This is a genomic window from Psychroflexus torquis ATCC 700755 (assembly GCF_000153485.2).
Classification (GTDB): domain Bacteria; phylum Bacteroidota; class Bacteroidia; order Flavobacteriales; family Flavobacteriaceae; genus Psychroflexus; species Psychroflexus torquis.
Window position 1 is genome coordinate 324,642 of sequence record NC_018721.1, and the last position, 20,053, is coordinate 344,694.

General features: G+C 32.8%; 12 protein-coding genes and 1 pseudogene. 6 read left to right on the top strand and 7 right to left on the bottom strand.

The window, feature by feature from the left end; genetic code table 11:
• Positions 1 to 55 precede the first annotated feature (55 nt).
• Positions 56 to 652 (bottom strand): phospholipase D-like domain-containing protein, encoded by a 597-nt coding sequence (locus P700755_RS01355; protein ID WP_015022957.1) that lies wholly within the window; start codon positions 650 to 652, stop codon positions 56 to 58.
• A gap of 186 nt (positions 653 to 838) precedes the next feature.
• On the opposite strand from P700755_RS01355, the pseudogene P700755_RS20225 reads away from it, so the two are divergent.
• Positions 839 to 1,130 (top strand): annotated as a pseudogene (locus P700755_RS20225) (IS1595 family transposase); the annotation flags it as partial.
• Between the two features lie 51 nt (positions 1,131 to 1,181).
• Here P700755_RS20225 and P700755_RS01360 read toward each other — a convergent pair.
• The 5 genes from P700755_RS01360 to P700755_RS01380 form a co-directional block, all read right to left on the bottom strand.
• Entirely contained in the window at positions 1,182 to 1,469 is a 288-nt protein-coding gene (locus P700755_RS01360) for a hypothetical protein (protein WP_015022958.1), read from the bottom strand.
• A gap of 587 nt (positions 1,470 to 2,056) precedes the next feature.
• The gene (locus P700755_RS01365) at positions 2,057 to 2,917 is read right to left on the bottom strand and encodes a DUF7281 domain-containing protein (protein ID WP_015022959.1); all 861 of its coding nucleotides are present in this window, start codon (positions 2,915 to 2,917) and stop codon (positions 2,057 to 2,059) included.
• Positions 2,917 to 6,615, bottom strand: coding sequence for an ATP-binding protein (locus P700755_RS01370; RefSeq protein ID WP_015022960.1), 3,699 nt, complete (start codon positions 6,613 to 6,615; stop codon positions 2,917 to 2,919). The genes P700755_RS01365 and P700755_RS01370 overlap by 1 nt, the downstream gene beginning before the upstream one ends.
• Complete coding sequence (locus P700755_RS01375; protein WP_015022961.1) at positions 6,599 to 7,171, bottom strand: condensin complex protein MksE; 573 nt, start codon at positions 7,169 to 7,171, stop codon at positions 6,599 to 6,601. Before P700755_RS01375 ends, P700755_RS01370 begins: the two co-directional genes overlap by 17 nt.
• 5 nt (positions 7,172 to 7,176) lie before the next feature.
• Positions 7,177 to 8,373, bottom strand: coding sequence for a hypothetical protein (locus tag P700755_RS01380; RefSeq protein ID WP_015022962.1), 1,197 nt, complete (start codon positions 8,371 to 8,373; stop codon positions 7,177 to 7,179).
• Between the two features lie 816 nt (positions 8,374 to 9,189).
• Between P700755_RS01380 and P700755_RS01385 the strand changes: the two genes are divergently transcribed.
• Together P700755_RS01385 and P700755_RS01390 are read left to right on the top strand one after the other, a co-directional pair.
• Positions 9,190 to 9,591 (top strand): hypothetical protein, encoded by a 402-nt coding sequence (locus P700755_RS01385; RefSeq protein WP_015022964.1) that lies wholly within the window; start codon positions 9,190 to 9,192, stop codon positions 9,589 to 9,591.
• Positions 9,588 to 9,785, top strand: a complete 198-nt coding sequence (locus tag P700755_RS01390; RefSeq protein ID WP_015022965.1) for a helix-turn-helix transcriptional regulator — start codon at positions 9,588 to 9,590, stop codon at positions 9,783 to 9,785. Before P700755_RS01385 ends, P700755_RS01390 begins: the two co-directional genes overlap by 4 nt.
• Positions 9,786 to 9,980: 195 nt before the next feature.
• Here the strand turns inward: P700755_RS01390 and P700755_RS01395 are convergent, their stop codons facing one another.
• On the bottom strand, positions 9,981 to 12,647 hold the full coding sequence (locus P700755_RS01395; RefSeq protein ID WP_015022966.1) for a zinc-dependent metalloprotease: 2,667 nt from the start codon (positions 12,645 to 12,647) through the stop codon (positions 9,981 to 9,983).
• A gap of 272 nt (positions 12,648 to 12,919) precedes the next feature.
• Here P700755_RS01395 and P700755_RS01400 point away from each other — a divergent pair, with 272 nt between their 5' ends.
• From P700755_RS01400 to P700755_RS01410, 3 genes are all read left to right on the top strand, one after another.
• Positions 12,920 to 13,735: an HAD family hydrolase gene (locus P700755_RS01400; protein WP_015022967.1), complete on the top strand. Its 816-nt coding sequence runs from the start codon at positions 12,920 to 12,922 to the stop codon at positions 13,733 to 13,735.
• A gap of 671 nt (positions 13,736 to 14,406) precedes the next feature.
• Positions 14,407 to 18,771, top strand: coding sequence for a T9SS type B sorting domain-containing protein (locus P700755_RS01405; protein WP_015022968.1), 4,365 nt, complete (start codon positions 14,407 to 14,409; stop codon positions 18,769 to 18,771).
• Positions 18,768 to 19,727 (top strand): PorP/SprF family type IX secretion system membrane protein, encoded by a 960-nt coding sequence (locus P700755_RS01410; protein ID WP_015022969.1) that lies wholly within the window; start codon positions 18,768 to 18,770, stop codon positions 19,725 to 19,727. Before P700755_RS01405 ends, P700755_RS01410 begins: the two co-directional genes overlap by 4 nt.
• Positions 19,728 to 20,053: the final 326 nt, after the last annotated feature.

Here is a 20,053-nt window from a genome sequence, read left to right on the forward strand (position 1 = left end):
ACCATGCAATTACGCAAGAAAAAAACGTGTGTTTTTATGCGTAAAACACTGATGCTTAATTTAATAGATTATAATTATAAGAAAAACAGCAAGCCCTATTTAGTTCTTCACATTTTTCAAACGTCAACTCTTCTTCATTTTTTGCTATCTCTATTTCGAAAGGAGAATCTTTTTTATCATCATTCAATTTTTCAATGGTACTTCCATTTATTATTTCTTTTATTTCTTCTACAGCATCTAAAAAAATAGTGCCAAAATCACTGTCTACTAAAATTTCTTTCTTATGATAAATTCTTTCTTTGGTAAACAAAGTTCCCATTTCTCTATTATTCAACTCTGAATATTCATATAAATTCATAGAGCATAAAATCAACTGTGCTCCATTATAATAACATTTACAATGAATATTTGGATGATGAAGAATAGTTATATTTTTCAATGAAAAGAGTTTGATTTTCTCTTTTTCATTTAATTTGTTTTCTCTGTAAATCAAAATTATTTCAACACCCCTTTCATCTGCATCTTGAAGTGATTCAAAAATATTATTAGATGTTTTTATGTATGGAACTATTAAGATCAATTCTTTTTCAGCTCCACTAATTATTTCATTTAACCAATATGATATTTTTTGTGTATTTAAAAATAGTGCCATTTAAAATTTAATTCAAAATTTGAATCCACTAATTTAAAAAATTCTTGCTTTAATAAAACATAATTTCCTGCTGCCTTTCAGAAAAAATGTAAAACAAACTTGACATTGTCAGTTAATAAATGACACTTATAAAGTCTTGTTGACATAACGTATACTCTTGATGACTTTTTCTATGAAAACCAAGAAACAACAGATAAATGGAGAGGATATAGACCCATTTCAAAAGCTTATGACGTAATACAAATCTAAAGTAATAGAGGATTAAATTTAAAAGCGCCCCATACATGGATACGTCAAGTTAAATCTTGGATAAAAACCACCTTTTCTTGAATAAGTGATGATAATATCACTAGATATTTCAATGAATTCAAGTTTTAAAATAAATCGCTCACAAAATAAAGCAACTATATTCAATGATGTCATTTTCGAAATCGTGGATGAGGACAAATTATATCAATCAGAATCAATGAGTAACTAACTACTAACCTCTAAATCATTATTTAAGTAGATATTGTATGGGTAAAAACGTTTAATTCACCCTAACTCTTACATCAACATCTCTCTGACCTTGATTCATTTTAACAAGCTTGTTGTCGTAAAAGTAGTAGAACATAACGTTTTGAGCGCTGTAACCGTAAAAAACTCTGTAAATAGTCCATCCACTATCCATAGAAACAAGCTCTTCATACTTAGCCTCTTTAATAAATTCTCTTACAGTCATGCCACTCCATATCTGCGGAGCTTTTATAGAAACGCATGAGGTAAAAAGCATTAAAATTAAAGATAGTAACACCAATTTTTGTAGTAAAGTTTCCATGTTCCAGACTTTAAAATTTTGAAACTAAATTACTAAAAAATATAGTGCGAACTTCTTAAGCACATTATAGTCATATCCAACCCAACCCACGCCGACTTCAGGCGAGTTAAAAGGGTTTAAAGTTTATAAACATTCAAGAAAACTTCCCCAAGAGATCCCAAATTGTAGGTGAACGTGAGTGTTTTAGGCTTATCATCTAAGCAATTTTAGAGTTGGCATGAGCAAAATCAAAAGAGAAAATACGTACGCCTTTCAATGGCCTTTCAGAAAAAATGTAAAATAAACTTGATATTTTCAGTTAATAGATTACACTTATAAAGTCTTATTGATATAATGTAAACTCTTAATGACTTTTACTATGATAACCAAGAAACAACAGAAAACAGAGAATTAAAGATTATCCAGAACCTGTGAATCATCACTAAAAATACTTCCGATATTTCGGAATAAAAGCAATACACAACCTGTCAATCGCAATAGTTACATGCGTATCCCTACGTGTCATTAATGAAAATACTTCCGGAGGTGATAGAGTGGAAATTCCAAGTGAGAAAGAGTATAAATAAGAATTAAATTTTAACGATCAATCACTTCCCAATAAAAAACTCTTGATCTAAACCCTTCTTCTCCAAAATGATTAAGTAAACCAAACCCAGAAGCTTCTTATCTTCAACATCTTCAACATCTTCTTGATTAAAATTCATCTTTTGAATATCAAAACGCTTTCTGTTCCCGTATTTATCCAAAATGGTAGCAATATTTTTAGGAATGAAAAATGATGATTTTCCAATAATTTTCTTTTTATATTCATTCAAATAAATACCTATTCCAGCAAAGTCAAAGTCGCCAAAATGCAGGTAGTCATTAGAAATTGAATTTATCCACTTTATAAAATCCTTATTTTGGTTTTGTGGATACCGTGAAATAAACAAGGGTTTTATATGCGTAAATAAATATTTCTGCTGTCTGATTTGACTGAAGTTCTGAGCATTTTCAACTCCTACAATGGTGATATTTTTAGGGATTTTAAAGCTTTCATAGTCGGAAATAAAAAGAAAGCTGCCTGCACTAGGATTGATGATTAGCTTTTCATTGTTTAGTTCTGCTTTTATAGGGTGATAACTGTTAACTAGAAATCCTTTAAATGCTCTTTCTTTAGAATTTTTAGAATCGGTTGTGATTTTTACAAAATCTCCTCGAGATGATTCTGTGTTTTCTAAAGCTGAGATATAATTGTTCAAATCATTAATTTGCAATTGATTCGCTAAATAAATATGCAAGTCTTTTTCATTGATGAGCTCCAAAGTCTTTCTATGTTTTCCTTTGCGAAAAATGATGTTTTCGAATACTAAATCATCAATTAATTTACTTTTTGCTGAGCTCGCAGGAATGGAGTCACCTGTAATGAGTTGGACCAATACCTTTGCTATTTTTAATGTTAACTTCATTAATTCAGAACTTTTGAATTGACTTTCACCAATCGGTTAATTTTCGTAATATATTTCTTGGAATCCAATTTTGATTGCACTTTGGCTAATTTATAGGTGTATTTGTAATCCGTTGCGTTTTGACTTGTCGGTGACCCGTTAATCAATAAAATGTTTCTTTCATTCGCGAATCTTAAAATTCCTTTTACATTATTGGGATGGAGCCTTCCTATCTCATCCATCATACAATGCAATTTAAAATCTTTGAATTTCTTTGAAGCGCTGTCCTTAAAAACATTGAGAAGCAAAATATTTATCATGGCTTTTACCAAAACGTCTGTTCCTTCACTTCCAACATTTGATAGTTTTTCTACCCAGCCAGAATCGTTATCATTTTCTACAATTTTGAACTGCAAATCAAAAGACTCTGAAAGCGTAAGTGTTGAACTTTTGTATTTCTCAATCGCTTTCACCAGTTCCTTTAAAAGTTCCACTGCTTTTTGATTTTTAGAGTCACTGGCATCCGAAGTGAAAAGACTGGCTTCCCCTAAAACCATACTATTCTCATCATTAAACTCTTGGATTTTAATCAATAATCTAACTATCGGATTTGAACTTGCTAGGGTTCTAATTTCCATCTCTTTGATGGCTTCTACAAAGTTTTTACTGCTGAAATCATCATTGATTTTTTTAATGATTTTCTCGATATCTCCTTTTTTGGAATTTAATTCAGTTGTTTCTCGACCTATCAACTGAATAATATGAGCAAACCGTTCATTTACCCTTTTTTCAAATTCATTAATTTTATCTTCTTCAATAAATTCTTTTAATTCTGATGCAAAATTTAGGAAATCCGCATCACTATTCAAATCAGTTTTAAAATAGAAGGTGTTTTCGTTGGTGAAATTGCCGTTGAAAGCATTGATATTTTGTTGTAATCCCTTGAAGTTATCAATTCCTTTGTAATACTTCCCTTTGATTTCTGAAATAATAGATTTGGCTGTTTTCAGGTCTTTATCTTCTATAACCGACTCAGAAAAATAAGTTTGAATATTTATAAAAGCATCAGATTTCTTGAATTCAATAAACTCTTCTTCGTCTGCCTTGAATTCGTTTATTTTTGATTGAATACCATCAACTATAGCTTTCTGTTCTTGATGTTTTTTTTCGAGTTTGACTACTTCCGTTTTGTGTTTTTCTATAATTAAATTCTGCTTTTTTTCGAAAGTTACTTTATCCGCTTTTAAGTCAGGAATGCGATCAAAAAGCTCTCTTTTATCCTTCTTATATTCAATGACCAGCGCTTCATTTCTTTTGATGTAATCAATTGCCTTTTCAACATCCATTAATGTATTTTCAATTACAGAAATTCTATTGGTGTCGGCTCCTTTGTTTTCGAGTTTTGAAGTTTCTTCTTTTCTCAGCTCCTGAACTCGTTTCTTCGATTCTTCCTTATGATTTGAAATAGAAAGCTGTATTTCATCTGTTTTAGTTTTAGTTAAACCTTGCAACCTTAAAACTTCGGCATTTCTTTCATTTTCTTTTAAAGTTATTTTACGCTTTATCCCTTTCTTAATTCGATCTAGATGTTCCTGCGCTTTTAATTTCTGAACCGTCACTTCATTCAAAGTATTTTCAATCTCTTCTAGAATAGATTTTTTTTCTGATGTAGATTTCTCTAGCCATTCATTTAATTCAACTAGATTTTTCTTTAGCTTTTGATCTGATTGAGCTATAATGTATTCATTTTCTGCAATAGCTTCCTTAAAGATTTTCAACTTTTTCTTAAACTTCACTTTTAGCTTTTGTAAGAAATCTTTCTTTTCTTCATTTAAATGAAGATGTGATTTTTTAAGTTTATCTATTTCTGCTTTATAGCCTTCAATTTCATTACTGTATTCTTCAACAGTTTTAATGCGATTAGTTAACCCGTTTAAATTCAACTCCACCCCAAAGAAAGTATCTGAATTTGTGTTGACCAATTTAGGATTCAATTGAGAATTAAAAAGAACACTTTCTTCATCAATCACTTTACCAATAGTTTCTTCCCAATTGGGAACGGTATCATTTAACCATCCATAAAATGAAGATTTACTTTGAGCAATTTTATTCTCTATCGACTGGATTTGATTAGAATATTTCTGTTTCTCTTTATTAACCTCATCAACTTTCAATTCTGTTGATCTCTTTATTTCTTTTTCTTCAAGTTCCCATTGCTTTCTCAAGGTATTTACTTCATTCTTTGAGTTAAGAATAATGCTTTTTGAGTTTGAAATTTCACTATCAACAGCTTTTTGATCTTCTTTAGACTTTTCAATTTCAGCCGTATAAAAAACTTGGTGTTTTAACTCTGATTTCTTTCTTTTAAGAGCGTTTATCTTTTCAACAATTCCATTTACGTCATTAATGGCATTTTCTTTGTCTAATTGATTGTCACTTTTAACTTTATCAATCAACTTTTCGTGGGATTTAAAAAGGTCATCTTTACGATCTCCAGTTTCACTCTTAATCCTATTGATTTCTGCATTTTGATGATTCGTTAGTTCTAGATGTTGATTTTGAACTTGTGAAATTAACGCTTCATATTTTTGACTGATTTGACCAAAAGCAGATTTTAGCAAAGCCTTTTCTTTACCCAAATTTTTAAGTTCTCTTTCTAAGGCTTCTCTTTCAGCAACTTTTTGAATTAGTTCATGGATATTTCGATTGCTATATTCAGTTTGTTTTTTTGCTGCTTTGGAGAGTTCTTTCTTTATATAATCGATATCGGAAATTAATTTCTGTTCTCTATTTAAATGAAGATCTTTTAAGTTTTCCTTCTTTTTATAAAGCTCTGTAAAAGCATTATTTTCCTTTGAAAAATTGGAAATTAGCAATGGCTTTTCTTTTTCTATAAAATCCATTCTAGACCTTAATCCATAAGCCAGTTGTTTTTTCTCTCTATTCAAATAACCATATGTACGGTATTTTTCAATAACCCTATCTGCTTGATGACGAACAATTATCTGACCTTTTTTATTTTTCTTGAACCAGATTCTGATATCATTAATTTCATTTTCAAACTTCCTTAAATGTCCTTTGGAATAATTTTCAATATCAATCGTGAATTCATCTTCACTCAAAGAATTAATGATCGTATCTTTAATAAACTTTGCCTCCAAATTAGAGTTTAAAAGAACGTTTTGAATGGTTCTGGGAATGTTCTGGTATTGTTTGCTCTCTATAAGTGCATATTTTCTAAAATCAGGTTTTAAGCCTTTATTGTCCCCATAAATAATCCTACGGAACTCTTCATAGCTGGATACAATAGAAGTATAATGAATCCCTTTCCCTAAAGCACTCCGAATTTTATCCCAACTTTCAAATGCTCGGTTGCTTTCATCAATAAACAATTCTCTTTTATAGCTGAAATTAAAAAATCGAAAAGCTACTTTACCATTCACTTTGTAAGCCAATACACAAAAAGGGACTGCGTCCTTTTCAACTTCATAAATAATGTATGAGTTTTGATATGGAAAGTAATAATCGTCAAATCCTTTCTTCTCTCTTGGTATTCCTAATTTAGATTTATTTGCATTGTAAAAGAATAAAATAGCGCGCAACAAAGTACTTTTCCCAACTCCTTGCGTCCCTATCAAATGAACATTTCCATCCAATTCAATCTCAGCATATTGAACTGTTGCACTATTTATAAATACAATTTTATTTAGGTATCTCATTTTCTATTTCTTCTGGAATATTAATGGCCGTAATAATGTCTTTTAGGTAATTGAAAGAAGTCAGCACTTTGTAAGTTTCGGATATTTCATCTTGTAGCGTGATAAAATTATCCCTTTCTAACCTTTCAATAATTTTTTTGATTCTGTCTGAATGACTCTTTTTATCTCCAGTTATTTTTTTGAGACTATCGAGTTTTAACGCTAAATCTGCATTGTTTTTTAGCTGATTGCTAATGTCCGAAGGTGTAAACCTAAAACCTACATCAAAAGACGAATCAAATGTTTTAAAGAAATCCAAAATATCAATCCAAGTAAATGCTTTTTCTAGCTTCCTATCTAAATCCACATTTTTTTCTTCCCTACTAAAATAGAAATACTCGTTCCCATGTTCCAGTATGTAATTGATTTCAAAAAAATAGGCATGCAAATCTTCAAAGGTATTTTCATCTTCTAAAACCCTGTAAAGTGTTTGTATTTCTTCGTTTGGACTATTGGAACAAATGAACTGACCTCTGCGTAGGACATCAAAAATTTCTGAAGTGTATTTTGTTATCATAAGTCTTATTTGGGGTAAACTAGGGCAAATTCGACACCATTAGTTATTTGAAAATCTTCTTCTACTCTCAACTCTCGTTCGTATTGCGAGGTGATTTGACAAAAGATGGTGACTCGCTCATCAAAGTCAACCTGTTTTAAAAAATCATAATTCATGATGAAGTTGAATAAATTATCGCTTGTTGCTAAGAATTGATTTCTAACCTCCTCTAAGTTAATCATTACCTCTTCTTCAATATTGTTTTCTAGATATTCTGAAGAAATTTGACTTGCTATTTCTGGTTGAAACTGTGTCCTGTCTTTGTGTGTTCTTGCAATTCTTTTAATTACTTCAAACACTTTTTCATTTTCTCGAATAAATTCAAGTGACAAATTCAAAGGTTCAGGTATTCTCTTTTCAAAAATGACCTGATTTTTATGAGCAATCATTTGTTTAATATCTGTTTCTGCTTCAATAGTAAAGTGATCTTTTAAATACTTTAATTTTCTTAGTTTTTCTATGAATTTTCCTTGGTGCTTAATTTGATTAAGATAATCAATTATCTGTTTTTCTATTTCTATTAAGTTGTGTGAACATTCTCTAAGTTGAAATTTCATATCCACAATTACTCTCTTTAATTCTTCATCTAAAGCTCTATTGAAAAAAGTAAGTTCTTCTTGATCAATCAAAAGCAATGTTTGGATAATCAGTTTTTCAACTAAATTTCTTTTTTGATCTAAATTTTCAAGTTTTAGTTGCTTGTTCTTATAGTTCGCTTCATTTTTGAAAGTATTCTCAATATTTCTTCGAATATCTACCACACTTCTGAGGGTTATAATTCCAATTTTTCTGAATGTTTTTTTGATAAACTTTAAATAACTGTACCTTCTGGTTTCATTGTTCTCATTCAGAAAGTAACCGATATTTTCTTTGATGTTCTTGATATTCTCATCGATGTAGGAAAGGTTTATTTCTTCGTTTACATCCAATATCTGTTCAAAAAAATCTAAGAATTGGTCATCAAGTTCTAAACAGCCGCCATTTTCTCTAATGACTGATCTTTTTATCAAGAAATCAATTCGATTTTCGTCATTATCCACCAACTCAATAGCATCGCTGTACTTATAATCAATAGCTTTTCTTTTGCTAAACATTTCAGCAATTAATTTTTCCTCTCTTTTTAGAGTGGAAACCAATTCTTTTATGTCATTGAAAGTGTTCATCTTTTTATTTTACTAGAGTAGCCGAAAAACTGCTCTTTTAGATTTTAAAGTCCTGTTTTTGTGTTGGAAAAACAAAATGTAATGTTGGGAGTCTTAAATTTAAAAAAAACACCACTTTTTTCAATTTTAAAATTACATTTTAATTTGAAAAAAGACATGGATGTTACAACAAAATCTGTTTTTGCTATTTCTGTTATAAAAAAATAAAGCTAAGGTTTTGGAACAAGAATGGTACAACGTTAAGGGGCTGTTTTTACAGTTTCTCTTATAGATAATAAAAAAACGTTTGGAATAAAAAATGGTACGAAGGTTCTGGCGTATTTGGTGGTAAAGATTTCTTTGAATTGGTTGCTGAAATGAATGGTAATACAAAATTAAACCTCAAAAGAAGATGCTGTAGAATTATATCATGAAGGAGATGAGACATCTCTTTTATTTCCAAACCTTGTTCAAAATGACTTAGGTTGGAAATGGAAAAACAAAAAGAGTGTCTGTACCAAGGTCATTTTTATAAGGACAAAAAATAACCTCATCCACTTCATCCTCTTCATCCTACTCACGCCGACTTCAGGCGAATTAAAAGGGTTTAGAGTTTATAAACATTCAAGAGAACTCCCCCAACAGATCCCAAATCGGAGGTGAACGAAAGAGTTTTAGGCTTATCATCTAAGGGCTTATAGGGTTGGCGTGAGCAAAATCAAAAGAGAAAATACGCGTGCCTTGTAATGGCTTTTTCAAAAAAATGTAAAATAAACTTGACATTGTCAATTATTAGATTACATTTGTAAAGTCTTATTGACATAATGTAAACTTTTAATGACTTATTCTATGAAAACCAAGAAACAACAAGTTTTAAATTTAGCGGGCTGGACGTGGTCCTGGGTCGCTACGCTAGCTCTAGCTACCTTTGGCCCTCAATTTATTTGGGACGACCACCAACTGCTCACCATTCTCTTTGTGGGGCTGAACTTTGCCAATGGTATTGCCATGGTTATTGCCAACCGCCATTTCTTTAATAGCCTAGACGAGCTGCAACGTAAAATTCAACTTGAGGCCTTGGGGATTACTTTGGGTTTAACCGTTATCATTGGGATTACCTATTCATTGCTAGACACGACCAATCTAATTGGTGCAGATGCTGAAATTGGTTTTCTAGTGGGCATAATTGGGATTGTTTATATGGTGAGTACGCTCATCATAAGAAAACGCTACGCATGAGAAACAAACTCAAAGTATTACGCGCAGAGCATAACCTTACCCAGGAGCAGCTTGGGAAAGCGGTAGAGGTGTCCCGACAAACCATAAATGCGATTGAAAAGGAAAAATTTGATCCTAGTTTGGTGCTGGCCATCAAGCTGGCGAGGCTCTTTAAAACCGAGATCGAGTCTATTTTTATCTATGCTAAGGACTAATGTCAATTTAAATCTATGTGTCGCCATAAATCGGTTTTCTGAAACGAATCCGCACAGGCTTTTTTCACCTGCTTTTTATAAAAAATAATTACTGTAGCTAACTAAGCAGATTATTTTTAATTTCTATCCATCAAAAAACCTGTTTATTTATACGACCTTATAAATTTAATTTGATATAAATAAACAGGTATAAGCCTATTTTAAGATCAATTTTTTTGAAATACTTGTGTTACCTTGTTTTACTTTAACTATATAAACACCAGATTGAGTATGACTTAAGTCTATTGTTTTTTCAAAGTTAGTCTGGCTATTGTTTTGGGTCTCTTGGTAAACAAGTCTTCCTGTAATATCGAAAACTTCAACTTGAACTTTTTCAGTCGTTGTTGTGTTAAATTTTAAAGTAAACTGCCCACTACTTGGATTCGGATAAATACTCAAATTATCAAAAGCCACAAAACCTTCAGTGGACATCGTATTTGGAATAGCTTCTTTGCTACATATAGATAGTGTCATAGAGTTTAGTGTAGATACGTTACCATCAACAATTATATCACCTCCAAACAATATCCAGTTTCCATTAGGATTTTGGCCATCTGCCTGTGAAAGCGGTTCCAAGGGAAGTACACGATCTCCATTATTTATGGTACTACAGTCTAGTGCAGAGCCTTCGTCATCGAAAGTCAGTTTCATCCCTGTAGTTCCTGGGCAAGGATAAGTCACGAGACTATAAACATTCTGTATGTCAAACGGAGGGCGTAAGAAAAAAAATAGTGAGCTGTTATCCGCATTACCACTTACATCTATACTCACATTTAAATCTGTTATGTCTATATTTTCATCGATTTGGAATGGGAAACTCGTAACAGTATTTGAACTTTCTGGTAGTTGTAAATTAAAATTCACGGTGATATCTTGACAGTCTTCTTGGTAAGAATAATCACCGATAGCAAAAAAAGCAGCGTTTATATTAAAAAATATATTGTTTGTTGATTCTACCATCAATCTACATTTTGGCTCGTCAATATCAGGGACAACGAGATCGTAGGAGCCATCATTTGGAACATTTGCAGCTAAAACAGTTTCATATGTAAGACCTTCATCTGTAGAAAGCAAAATAGTTACATTTGCTTCATTAATGCCGTTTGCAGTAGTGCCAGCAACATCCCAAGTGATGGTTTCTGTTGTTCCAGGCGTCCAAATAATCTGATTTGGCGTATTTTGAGAAGTCACTACAAAAGGCCCTGCTGCTGTTGTTACCGTTGCAAGCATATCGTCAGAATCTGTTTGCCCTCCTCTTAAGTCATTATCTCTTACCGTTAATCTAAAGTTTATATCCCGGTCTACATTCACTAATTTTTCCCAGTCTGATGATCCTTGAACATATAAAAGATCCAATAAGTTTGGTAAATATCTAGTAGGATTATTGGTTCCTTGAAAAGATCTCACTAAAGGACCTGCTAGGGTTGTCTCTGTAGGAGCTCCAGCTGGACCAAGATCATTTTGTTCCCATGTAAATGTGTGTGTCTCAACACCATCTGTATCTGTTGAATTGCCATTCAATTTATAAGGTGTTCCTTGTGGTATTAAATAATCATTTCCAGCGTCCGCAACGGGAGCATTGTTTCCTGTTGTAGTTTGCAAAATAGGGCATTCTCCAGAATTAGTGATGTGATTCCACATAGTAAATAAACTAATCTGGTTGTAATATAAATCACCTTGAATTTGAACATTCTGACTATTACATAGACCGGGGTAAGACATAAGTGTAGAACCACTTCCGGGTTCTACTGCTGTAACTTCTGAAATATTAGGAGCACACGATCCCTCATCACCATTAAATGTATGTGGTGACCCAAATTGATGACCTAACTCATGTAAAAACACAAAAATAAAGCGTTGCCCGTCTGGATTTGAACTCCCTGTTACGCCCCAAGCCTTAAAACCAGATAAACAACTTGTTAGTAAGCCTGCAACTCCTCCTCCAGCTGTATTAAAAACATGGCCAATATCATAATTATCATCACCAACAGTAGCATCGATTAATGCTTGGTTTTGATCTAATAAAGCAATATTATCAAAGTTATCGAAGGGATCTGTATCAGGGTCAAAAAATATTAAAGATGTATTATCAACTAGCGTTAGGGTAACAGATAAATCTCTTTCTAAAACTGCATTTGCATTGGATACTGCAATGCTCATAGCGGCAATAACATCCTCTAAGTTACTATTGTAAAAAGCACTGAATTCTCCTGTAGATGATAAAGCAAGTCTATAGATTCTTAAAATACCATCATTGGCATTAAATGAACTATTGTTTGGGTTGTCCATAGAAGAAGTCCCCACTTCTATAAGTTCACATCCAAAAGTATCTTCATCGGGACTTACATCTTTATTGAGAAAAGACGTGTATAAATTTCTGGATAAATCATACGGTTTTATGTGTTGTGTTCCGTTTGGCGTTCCTAAAATTAGAGCTTGAAAACCTTTTGGGGTTATAGTAAACCTCAAGGTTTCTTGGGGATTTGTTACACCTTGACCAGCGTAAGATTTTATAGTGGGGTAATTTTCTTGAAATTTGGGCTCCAAAACAGGGGCTTCAAATATTTTATATTTTTTAAATTTTCCATTTTCATCTGGCAAGCTTAGTATTTTATATGTTGAATTTAGTCTATCTCCACTATCAACTAAATAGAGTTTAAGAGCGTTTATATCCAAATTTAAAAAAGTCTCTTTAAGTGGACTATCTAAACGTTTATCATTATTTATTTCTACAGTGATGACTGTATTTTTTGTAAAAAAAGAAGTCTGAGCATAACTAGTAAGACTAAAAAATAAGACTGTTGGGATAATATATTTTAACATTTTTTGTTTTTTAAGACGTTAATTAACTGTGGATCAAACAATTTCAATAGCGTTACAACAAGTTTAAATAAAGTTTAAATTAAATAAACCAATTTTTCTTTAAATATCCCCGCTAGACTTTTATTAAAGTTTGTTAATTTTTTATGATTCAACTATAAAATAATACTACAACACTAAAATAGAGGACTGAAAGTATCCTACCTATAGAATAATTGTTAACTTTTATTAATACTTAAAAAGTAAAAATTATGTTTGTAGTCTAAAGCTTTATTATGGATTTTTCTGATATTAAACTTATTGTTACTGATATGGACGGTACGCTCCTAAATGAAAAGAATGAGGTAAGCACTCGATTTTTTCAACAATTTGAGGAGCTTAAAAAACATGATATTCATTTTGTAGCAGCAAGTGGTAGGCAATACCAAAGTATTTTAAGCAAACTCGAGCCCATTAAAAATGAGATTAGCATTATTGGTGAAAACGGAGGTATCATGCAACATGCTGATGAAACTAAAGTTTTACTAAAGCTAACTGATGACGATGTGCAACACTGCATCACTCTCCTTAGGTCTATAAAAGATAGCTTTATTGTACTGTGTGGCAGAAAGAGCGCCTACATCGAAAGTTCTAGCACCAAGTTTATGACTCAACTCAGCAGCTTTTATAGCGAAGTTCAAAAGGTTGATGATTTGACCCAGGTTACAGACGACGATTTTGTAAAAATAGCTGTGTATCATTTTGATTCTTCAGAAGCTTATATCTATCCACAGGTTCAAAATCTAATGGATAGTTATCAAGTCGTTGTTTCAGGGCAGAATTGGCTCGACATATCACATAGAGACGCCAATAAAGCCTATGCCTTAAAAATTATACAACAGGACTTGGGCGTTACCCTAAATGAAACCATGGTGTTTGGAGATTATAATAACGATATTGGTATGTTAAAATTGGCACGTCTTAGTTTTGCTATGAAAAATGCCCATCCAAACGTCATAAAAATCGCCAATTATCAAACCAAAAGTAATACAGAAGAAGGCGTTGAAGATATCCTTGAGAAATTATTGACATCTAGACTACCGAATTCATAAGGTTGTAAATTATAAATTAGGGTCACCTATTGATAAATAGAAAACGTTTTTCTCACTTCTAACCTCAAACAATTTCAGAATTAAGATTTGTTTTAATCAACTCTTTTTTTTCACTTTTATACCGATTACGATTATAAATTTCTTTTGTCTCGGGTCAACTATTTAAAGTCCTTGACGGCTATTATACCAAATTAGACCTATAATGACCCAATAAATCGTTTTACCGATACGAATTCGGCACAGGCTTTTTTCGCCTGCTTTTCATCAAAAATATTTACCGTAGCTAAGGCTATGCTAGTTATTTTTGATTTTAATCAATCAATCAAAAAACCTGTGCTGAGCTACGTCGTAGTATAATTCAATTTATTCATACGGCATTATAAATATAATTTGGTATTAGATGATGCTATACGAGTTTACTGAAGTACTAATTGCAACTCAAGTTCCATTCATCAAAGGGATTTTTAGATAGCTGGCTAGGCAACTTTTAATTTTGAGTAAGTCTTGTACCAAATTAAATCTATAGCGATCGAGATTCAAAAAAGAGTTTTATTAAAAAGCCTTAAATTACGCATAACTTAATGATGTAAAAATTTGTGGCAAAAAAAGAGTTTAATGTGAATTATATTGTTAAATAAATGTATAATTGATGAATTATATCAATTCGCAAAATGAAGACGGTCATAAAACTATGCCTATTACTACTTATATGTTCTGAATTCACTTTCGGAAAAACACCGCCTGAAACTACTAATGATAGTTATACCACTCGAATAGATAGGACTTTGGAGGTCGATGCTGCCATCGGATTGATGCAAAATGATGCTGATAGTTTAGCCCTCATAAGTTTCAAAATAAATAATGTTGATTATTCAGCTGGACAAACAGCGACAATTCCTGAGGGAAGTATAAATAGTAATACAGATGGTAGTCTGTCTTACAACCCCACCCCCAGATTTAAGGGTAATGTGCCCGTTAGTGTTTATGCAATAGCAGATGAAACGTCTTCAGCTACAGGGAATTTGTTTTTATCGATAGCTCCTATTGCTCGAAACGATTACGCTACTGCAAATATCAATACACCTTTAACTGTACCCGCCTCAGGTGTTTTAGGAAATGACACTTCTGAAAATGAAAACCCGTTAACCGTCATTTCATTTACTATCAACGGCACCGTATACACTGTTGGGAATACAGTAAATTTAGATGAGGGGGATTTTACCCTTTTTGCTGATGGTAGTTATACATTTGAACCATTTCTTAATTACAGTGGGGGTGTTCCGCCTATAACCTATACTATTTCTGATGGAACAGATGAAGCATCGGCAGACCTTTTTTTAATTGTTGAAGACGTTGGAGATTTAATAGAGTTTTTAAGTTTCTCGTCTTGTAACCAAGGGTTTAGCACAGATGGGAATTATAAAATACTATACAGTTTTAGGTTTACAAATAAAAGTATTGCAAGAGATTCCAATCCTCTTAGCTTGATTAGGGATATTGAAATATTTAAAGATTTTGATGAGATTTACGGTTCGGGTTGTGTGACATCTGTTGATGATGTAACTATAACAACTACTAATCCTGAAAATTTTAGAGAACCTCCTTATCCCCTAGTGTTTAGTAACACTATTACCGTAAACCCAAACTTTCTGGACGTTACCTCTGGTGCCTTATTCGATACGGAATCGATAAATGATGCCATATTGTATCCAAGGCAAATTACAACTATTTCTTATTGTATATCTGTAAATCCATTTTGTGGTGGCAGACCCGATCCAACACCTTCACCTTCTGGGATTGACTTTGAAGCTGTTTTAGACCTTACATCTTCAGCAGGTAGTGATGATACTTCGTTAAATCTTACAGATTTTCATACCACCGAAGCCATTATCATAGCAGAACTAGACATTCCCGTTATTAGCCCAGAAGTAAACCCAGACGGGACTTATAATTTCACAAATACAGTTACCATTACCAACGAAGGAACGGGGACGGCTAGTAATGTCAACTTTAATATGGGGCTAGGTAGTTTTTTAGACAATCGATTAACGTTTAATGAACTTAACATAACTCAGGTTTCAGTAACACCAGTGAATGTAAATTCGAATTATGATGGTGACTTAAATACCACATTATTAGAATCCGGTACTACTTTAGAATCTGGCGAATCTATAGTTTTAGAAATATTTCACTTAACGGCACCTGTCAATAATTCCATTGATAATAACTTTAATCAGATTACGCCCTCCCAGACGCAAGGACCTTTAGATGGTTTTGATGAGGGTACTTCAGTAAATAGAAGGCTATTTTCTTTTGTGACTTGGGAAGATGGATTAGGAGAGCATTTAGACAGGTATTATGATCCATACATAATATCAGTACCCGAAATTGATAACCAGTGCCGTTGTGATTCTCTTGGGATGTCTTTTCTATTTACTTCATCAGCATCTAGCGAAAAAGTCATAACTGAAACCAATACTGCGCCAAACGGAATTTTGGAACATGAAGAATTTACATTTCAATTATCGTTTACAAATACGAGCCCACTGGTAGACTTAGTGGACTTACAATTGGAAGAGAATCTCGCTGATATATGTGGAAAACCCCCTGTATCCTTTACTACTCCTGTAATAGTTGAAAGTGAAAGTAATGCTACCATTAATCCTGGCTCAAATATGAGCTTTAATGGCGATGGCGATATTAACATTTTTGATGGAACTTCTGGACTTTTACAGGCAGGTGAAACTATAACTATTGAAATTACTGTTGTTTTAAATGAGGATTGTATTGGGGAAAACATAATAAAATTTTCTGGTACAAACCCACTAGGTGATGTTGAAAGTACGGAAAGCGAAGTAGATGTTAATGCTTCAACAGACACAGATAATGACGGTATTTCTAACGCAGTTGATATTGATGATGACAACGATACTATTTTAGATGTTGAGGAGTCCAACGGAGCTGATCCCTTGGATGATGCTGATGGCAATTCTATACCAAACTATAGAGATATAGGTCTTGGACTGGATGCTAATAATGATGGAATTGTTGATAGTTTTGATTTTGATGGTGACGGTGTACCCAATCATTTCGATTTAGACTCCGATAACGATGGTATTTTTGATATTAACGAAGTTGGTAATTCTGCTACCGATACTGATGATGATGGCCAAACTGATAATTCCGTTGGCCTAAATGGATTAGATGATACTGTAGAAATTGATGATAGCCCTACTACACCTGTCACTTACCAGATTGCGAATACGGATATGGATGCAAATCCAAATTACTTGGATATAGACTCCGATGCTGACGGTATTGTGGATAATATAGAAGCACAACCAACGGATACTTATATACCTCCCAGTACAACATTTACAGAAAATGGCGTAAATACAGCTTATACTAACGGCTTAAGCCCAATAAATACGGATGGTGACCTTGCTTTTGATTATATAGATATTAACTCTGATAATGATATAAGAGAGGATTTTATTGAAGGCTGGGACTTTACTAACGATGGTTTTCCAGAAACTGAACCACTTGGTAGAGATGCGGACAATGATGGCTTAGATGATGGCTATGACACTGATAACAGCAGAGTAAATCCAACAAACGGACAACGACCAACAGATTTTCCAAATGTTGACTATTCTACTACCCCAGAAAGAGACTGGCGAGAGATCATGGCCATTGTAGTCTTATTAGATGACGTTAATGTCGTTGAGGGAAATGACTTACAATTTACTTTTTCTTTGGTTAGATTCAATGACAATACCATTCCAGTACAATCTGCAACTCCAGTGGAAATTGACCTTTTCACAACAGACGGAACAGGTACAACCACTATATACGATGTCGCTATTTCGCCTTTTGATTATAATGCAGTTGTCGATAATCAATTTGTGATTCCTGTTTTTACTGAAACTTTTCCTTTTGAGATCGCTTCCAATGAAGATGACATTTCTGAGTTTGATGAATTATTTACCTTAACTGCTACTATTACATCTGGCAACACCATAAATACAGAAGCAATTGGCATAGGCACTATTCTAGATAACGATCTGCTGCCAAATATAACCATGAATGATGTCATTGAAATTGAGGGGGAAGATTTAGTCTATACTATTATCTTAAGCAACCCGAGCTCTAGACCTACAGATATTGATATTGTAAGCGAGGATAATACGGCACTATCTCCAGAGGATTATATAGCCATAACAGATACCTTAAATATAATAGGAACCATAGATCCAGGTAATCCTAATGATAGAATTTCATTTAATATCACCACCCTCTTAGATAATCTAAATGAGCCCGAAGAAGAATACCTAAATGTATTTGGAAACGTTATCTCAAATAATGTAGGTAATGAAGATTTGACAAAGACAGGGACAATTTTGGACATCGACCCAGATCCATTTATGGTTATAACAAATCCAACGGTTGTAGAAGGTAGCCCATTGGTATTTATTGTGACGCTTATTAATGAAACAACCGGTGCATCTATGGGTAATTTTTTACCAATAAATTTTAATCTTAAAACCGAAGATATTACAACAACAATTAACAGTGATTATCCTTCCTTTTTTGCGAGTACGTCCATACCCGCTTTAGAAACTTCATTTACCCAGGATATTCCAACGATAGATGATAGTTTGAATGAAAAAACCGAAACTATGAACTTAACTGCTGAGATAACATCGGGTCAGATATCTAATTCATCATCAGGAATCAGGGGATTAGGAACACTTAAGGATAATGATTTCCCAAATTTATTTTCACCAAACAATGATGGTCGCAGTGATGTTTTTAAAATTGATGGTTTAGAAGATTTCCCAAACTTTAAGTTGGATATTTTTGATAGATGGGGAAGTGAACTATATAATTATAGTAATAATGGCAGTTTAAGTCCTATTTGGTGGGATGGAACTAATAATGGAAAGCGGATTGTTGAAGGTGTTTATTTTTACTCCTTAGATTATAATGATGGCGTTACCAAACCTAAAACTGGATTTATCCAACTTATAAGATGACAAATGTTATAATCACACATATAAAATTCACAAGTAAATTGAAGATTAGAATCTTTTGTTTTCTGTTGCTAAATGTGTTTTTTGTAAATGCGCAACAGGCACCACACTACGCACAATATTTTTATAACATGCAAGTACTGAATCCCGCATTTGTAGGGTCTAAATCAGATTTAAATGCTGCACTACTTACACGTAGACAATGGATTAATGTTGAAGGCGCACCAGAAACAAGCACATTTTCGGTAAATACTAGGATTAATTCAGGGTTTGGTTTTGGAGCTACGGTTATAAGTGATAAAATAGGTTTGGTCGATAACACCAGCCTTAATTTTGACGTTTCCTACACGATACCCACATCTGAGTTCGGACGCTTGTCTTTTGGAGTAAAAAGTGGCGTAGCTTTTTTTAATAATGACTTGGCAAGTGGCATCACAGTAGATGACGAAGTATATGCGTCCACAACAGGACAATATGGGAATCTGGGGTTTGGATTTTTATACAGTTCAAAAGATTTTTATGTGGGCTTATCTTCACAAAATTTATTTGAATCCCCAGTTTTTAGATTACAAGATGATATTCAGACCGTTAGAGGCTTAGAGCGTGGTAATTATTTTTTTACAGGCGGCATGTCAATAGAGCTTTCAAAATTTAATGATGTTGTTTTTAGACCTTCTACGATGATAAAATACACTCCCACTTTGCCTGTATCTCTAGATATAAACGCAAATTTTATTTTTAATAAAAAATATGAGATAGGCGCGTCTTATCGCCACCAAAATTCATTGAGTGCAATGGTATCTCTAATTGTAAACGAAAAATACAGAATTGGTTATGCTTATGAAAATTATCTCTCTAGCATTGGTCAGAATCTAAACTCCCATGAATTGATTTTAAGAATTGATTTAAAACTAGAGCGAAATAAACGGTGGCTTAATCTAGATTGCTGCTATTTTTAATGGATGCCTTTTATATTACAAAACAGAAGTGTCCGATAAAAAAAGCCTGTGCAGAATTCGTCCTGGCAAAACGATTTATTGCGACATTATAGGTTTAAATTGGTATAATACCAATTTAGCATTCAAATGTCGTATAAAATCAGTTTCTTTTTCACTTACTAATCGTCATAAAATAGAACCATAACTATTGCTATGCTTATATTTTTTTCCTCAATTAAGTAAAAAACTTGTGCTGAGCTACGTCGTAGTATAATTCAAATTTTTAATGCAACATTTAAAAACTAAATTGGTATAATAGACTATTAGAATTACAAAAGAGAATAAAT

Coding starts and splice junctions, on each gene's coding strand:
- P700755_RS01355 (WP_015022957.1), bottom strand. CDS start 652: ATGGCACTATTTTTAAATACACAAAAAATATCATATTGGTTAAATGAA.
- P700755_RS01360 (WP_015022958.1), bottom strand. CDS start 1,469: ATGGAAACTTTACTACAAAAATTGGTGTTACTATCTTTAATTTTAATG.
- P700755_RS01365 (WP_015022959.1), bottom strand. CDS start 2,917: ATGAAGTTAACATTAAAAATAGCAAAGGTATTGGTCCAACTCATTACA.
- P700755_RS01370 (WP_015022960.1), bottom strand. CDS start 6,615: ATGAGATACCTAAATAAAATTGTATTTATAAATAGTGCAACAGTTCAA.
- P700755_RS01375 (WP_015022961.1), bottom strand. CDS start 7,171: ATGATAACAAAATACACTTCAGAAATTTTTGATGTCCTACGCAGAGGT.
- P700755_RS01380 (WP_015022962.1), bottom strand. CDS start 8,373: ATGAACACTTTCAATGACATAAAAGAATTGGTTTCCACTCTAAAAAGA.
- P700755_RS01385 (WP_015022964.1), top strand. CDS start 9,190: ATGACTTATTCTATGAAAACCAAGAAACAACAAGTTTTAAATTTAGCG.
- P700755_RS01390 (WP_015022965.1), top strand. CDS start 9,588: ATGAGAAACAAACTCAAAGTATTACGCGCAGAGCATAACCTTACCCAG.
- P700755_RS01395 (WP_015022966.1), bottom strand. CDS start 12,647: ATGTTAAAATATATTATCCCAACAGTCTTATTTTTTAGTCTTACTAGT.
- P700755_RS01400 (WP_015022967.1), top strand. CDS start 12,920: ATGGATTTTTCTGATATTAAACTTATTGTTACTGATATGGACGGTACG.
- P700755_RS01405 (WP_015022968.1), top strand. CDS start 14,407: ATGAAGACGGTCATAAAACTATGCCTATTACTACTTATATGTTCTGAA.
- P700755_RS01410 (WP_015022969.1), top strand. CDS start 18,768: ATGACAAATGTTATAATCACACATATAAAATTCACAAGTAAATTGAAG.